Here is a 3,842-nt window from a genome sequence, read left to right on the forward strand (position 1 = left end):
CGCCCTCGGCGCCGCGCGGCCCGATCAACTCGGCGATTACCGCATCATCCGCGAGGTGGGCCGCGGCGGCATGGGCATCGTCTACGAAGCCGAGCAGGTGTCGCTCGGCCGCCACGTGGCGGTCAAGGTGCTGCCCAAGGATCTGCTCAAAAAACCGAAGCAGCGCTTGCGGTTCCAGCGCGAGGCCAAGGCGGCGGCCCGCCTGCACCATACCAATATCGTGCCGGTGTTCGGCGTCGGCGACGACAACGGCACGGACTACTACGTGATGCAGTTCATCCAAGGCTCGGCCCTGGATGAAGTGCTCGACGAGCTCAAGCGGCTGCGCGCGAAGGCGGGCACACTGAGCGGTCCGTTGCCAAGCGGCGAATTGCCGGTCAGTCGGCGCGGCGTCTCGGCCGCCGGCGCGGCGCATTCGCTCTTGACCGGCGTCTTCCAGACGCCCGAAGAAAAGTCAGGAAGCCACGACGGCGAGGTCGCGCCCGACGAAACGCGCGACCAGCCGCCGCCGGCCGGCGCCGACGCCCCGAACGCCTCTTCATCGAATGGGCGGCTGTCCGACACGCTCTCGGCTTCCCGTTCGTCGGTGGTCTTGCCGGGCGGCGGACGCGGGCGATCGCAGCGCGCGCGCGCGAAGCGGACCTACTGGCAAAGCGTGGCCGAAATCGGGATCCAAGTGGCCGACGCCCTGGCCTACGCGCACGGCCAAGGCATCTTGCACCGTGACATCAAGCCGGCCAACCTGCTGCTCGACGTGCGGGGCGCCGTGTGGGTCACCGATTTCGGTCTGGCCAAGCTGGACGACGACCTCGGTCTGACGCAGACGGGCGACATTCTGGGCACACTGCGCTACATCGCACCGGAGACGTTCAAAGTTCAGGCGGACGAGCGAAGCGAAATCTATAGCCTGGGCCTGACGTTGTACGAGCTGCTGGCGTTGCGCCCGGCGTTCGAGCACGCCAAGCGCAACGTGTTGATCGAACGCGTGTTGCACGCTCAGGTCGGGCCTTTGAGCAAGCTGAATCCCGACATTCCCGCCGACCTCGTAACGATCGTCCACAAGGCGATCGAACGAGATGCGATGCACCGCTACCAGACGGCGCAGGAGCTGGCCGACGACCTGCAGCGGTTTATCGACGACGAGCCGATCAAGGCCCGGCGGATTTCCTTGCCGGAGCGTGTGGCCCGCTGGAGCCGGCACAACCGGTCCCTGGCGGCGTCGCTGGCCGCCGTTGGTTTGCTGGTCGGCCTTTTCGCAATCGGCTCGACGATCGCCGCCGGCTATTTCAGGAACCTGAACCGGAGCCTGACGAACAGCGTCGTGGCACTGCGGCTCACGCAGTCGGAGCTCCATTCGGCGAATGAGCACGCTGAAAAACGCGCGGCGGAGAATGCGGAGCTGGCCCGGCGGAATGCCGGTCTCGCCGCCGCCAGCCGCCGCGTGGCCGAAGAAGCGGTCGCGGCGAAAGACGAAGCCCAGCGGCAGCGCGACGACGCCGCGCGGCAGCGCGAGCTGGCCCGCTTCCACCTGTATGCTTCCAACGTCAACCTGGCCTTCAGGAAGTGGGAATCGGGCGACGTGTCGCACGCCACGAAATTGCTCGCCGAATGCCTGCCCGCCTCGCCCCAAGAGCGCGACCTGCGCGGCTGGGAGTGGCACTTTCAGGACCGCCTCACCCATCGTTTCGACATGCTGCTGGCGGGCCACGCCGACGCCGTGAATTCGGTCGCGTTCAGCCCCGATGGCCGCTGGCTGGTCTCTTGCGGCGCCGCTGGCGCCCTGCGGATCTGGGACGCGACGACCGGCGGCACGTCGCGCATTCTGCAGGGCCATCCGACGGGCATTCGCGACGTCGCCTACAGCCCGACCGGCAAACAGCTTGCCTCATCCGGCGACGCCGGCGCGTTGTTTCTCTGGAATTTGAGCGACGCAGGAACTCCGTTGCCGTTGACGGGCCACACCAAGCGCGTCGTTTCCGTGGCCTACAACGCGGACGGCACGCAATTGGCCTCGGCCGGCGCGGACGATACGCTTCGCCTCTGGAACACCGCGACGGGCGAAGCGTTGCGTGTGGTGCCAGCCGGCCAGGGCGAGGTCAACGGCGTCGCGTTCAGCCCCGACGGCCGACGGCTGGCGTCGGCCGGCGACGACAAGACGGTCCGCGTCTGGGAAGCGGCGACGGGCCGGCCCGTGACCGTGCTTTCGGGTCACACGGATGAGGTCCGCTGGGCGGCGTTCAGCCCCGATGGCTTGCGGCTTGCCTCCTCCGGTTCCGACTACAGCGTGCGAATCTGGGACGTGTCGAGCGGCAAGGAGCTGCACACCTTGACGGGCCACCGCGGCGTCGTGGACCGCGTGGCCTACAGCCCCGACGGCGTGTGGGTGGCCTCCGCCAGCCGCGATCAAACCGTTCGCATCTGGAACGCGTCGGCGGGCCGCGAGCAGCGGGTTTTGGCGGGACACGTGGGCTCGGCCGACTGCGTGGCCTTCAGCCCCGACGGCAAGCGGCTGGCATCGGGCGGTTCCGACCGGACCATTCGGTTTTGGGATCCTACCGGCGAACGCATGCCGCGTGTTCTCACGGGCCACCGCGGCGCGGCGCGCGGCCTGGCTTACAGCCCCGACGGCTCGCGGCTGGCGTCGGTCGGCGCCGACGGTGCGCTGCTCATCCGCGACGCCTTTGGGGCGGCCGGGGCGCGCGTCGTGGCCGCACACGATGCCGAGGTGTCGGCCGTCGCCTTCAACCCAATGGGAACGCGACTGGCGACGGCGACCGCCAATGGCGCGGTGCGCCTCTGGGACACGACGGAGCTTCGGCTGTTGCGCACCTGCGGCGGCCACAGCGGCGCGGTTCATTGTCTGCAATTTCACCACGCAGGACAGCGGCTGGCTTCCGGCGGAGAGGACGGCACGCTGCGCGTGTGGGATGTGGCGACCGGCACGGAGTTGATCAAGGTCAAGCCTTTGGGCACGCCGGTCCGAGGGCTGGCTTACAGCGCCGACGGCACGCGCATCGCCGCCGCCAGTGCCAGCGGTTCGTTGCGCGTGCGCGATGCCGACCAATCGAACCGGGTCATCATGGCGCTGGAGACGAAAGACAACATGGGCGCCGCCGTGGCTTACAGTCCCGACGGCGCCTGGCTGGCCTTCGCCGGCACGGATGGAATCATTCGCATTCTCGACAGCCGGGATGGCCCGCAAATCGGAACCCTTCGCGGCCATACAGGCGCCATCCAGAGCCTCGCCTACAACCGCGACGGCAGCCGTCTGGCCTCCACGGGCTCGGACGGCACGGTCCGCGTGTGGGATCCACTCAACCGGCGCGAATTGCTCGTCTTGCCGACCGAAGCGGGCGAGGGGCTCGCGGTGACCTTCAGCCCCGACGGCACTCAGCTCGCCTGGGTCTGCCAGGACGGCAGCATGCATGTCGCCGACGGCCGGCCCAGAAACGACGGGGCATCGCCTGATTACACGGAGCCTGCCAGATGACCGAAGATCAGGAACTGGAACTCGTCGAGCGGTTGGCCGAAGAATTCACCGAGCGGTTTCGCCGCGGAGAACGGCCTGCGATCAAAGAATATACGGAGCGTCATCCCGAGCTCGCGGAAATCATCCGCGACACCTTCCAAGCGCTGGCGATGATGGAGAACCTGGCGCCGACCAGCGACGACTCGTTCGGTGAAGAGACTCCCAGCGGTACGCCCGCCCTCGGCGCCGCGCGGCCCGATCAACTCGGCGATTACCGCATCATCCGCGAGGTGGGCCGCGGCGGCATGGGCATCGTCTACGAAGCCGAGCAGGTGTCGCTCGGCCGCCACGTGGCGGTCAAGGTGCTGCCCAA

At 68.3% G+C, this 3,842-nt stretch carries 2 protein-coding genes; both read left to right on the forward strand.

Translation table 11 applies throughout. From position 1 onward, the window contains the following. On the forward strand, positions 1-3,490 hold a 3,490-nt coding region (locus VNH11_12725; protein HVA47224.1), incomplete at its 5' end, for a protein kinase. Continuing rightward, positions 3,487-3,842, forward strand: a 356-nt coding sequence (locus VNH11_12730) for a hypothetical protein (GenBank protein ID HVA47225.1), incomplete at its 3' end; no start/stop codon positions are given. The genes VNH11_12725 and VNH11_12730, both read left to right, overlap by 4 nt.

It is taken from the genome of Pirellulales bacterium (assembly GCA_035533075.1).
Classification (GTDB): domain Bacteria; phylum Planctomycetota; class Planctomycetia; order Pirellulales; family JAICIG01; genus DASSFG01.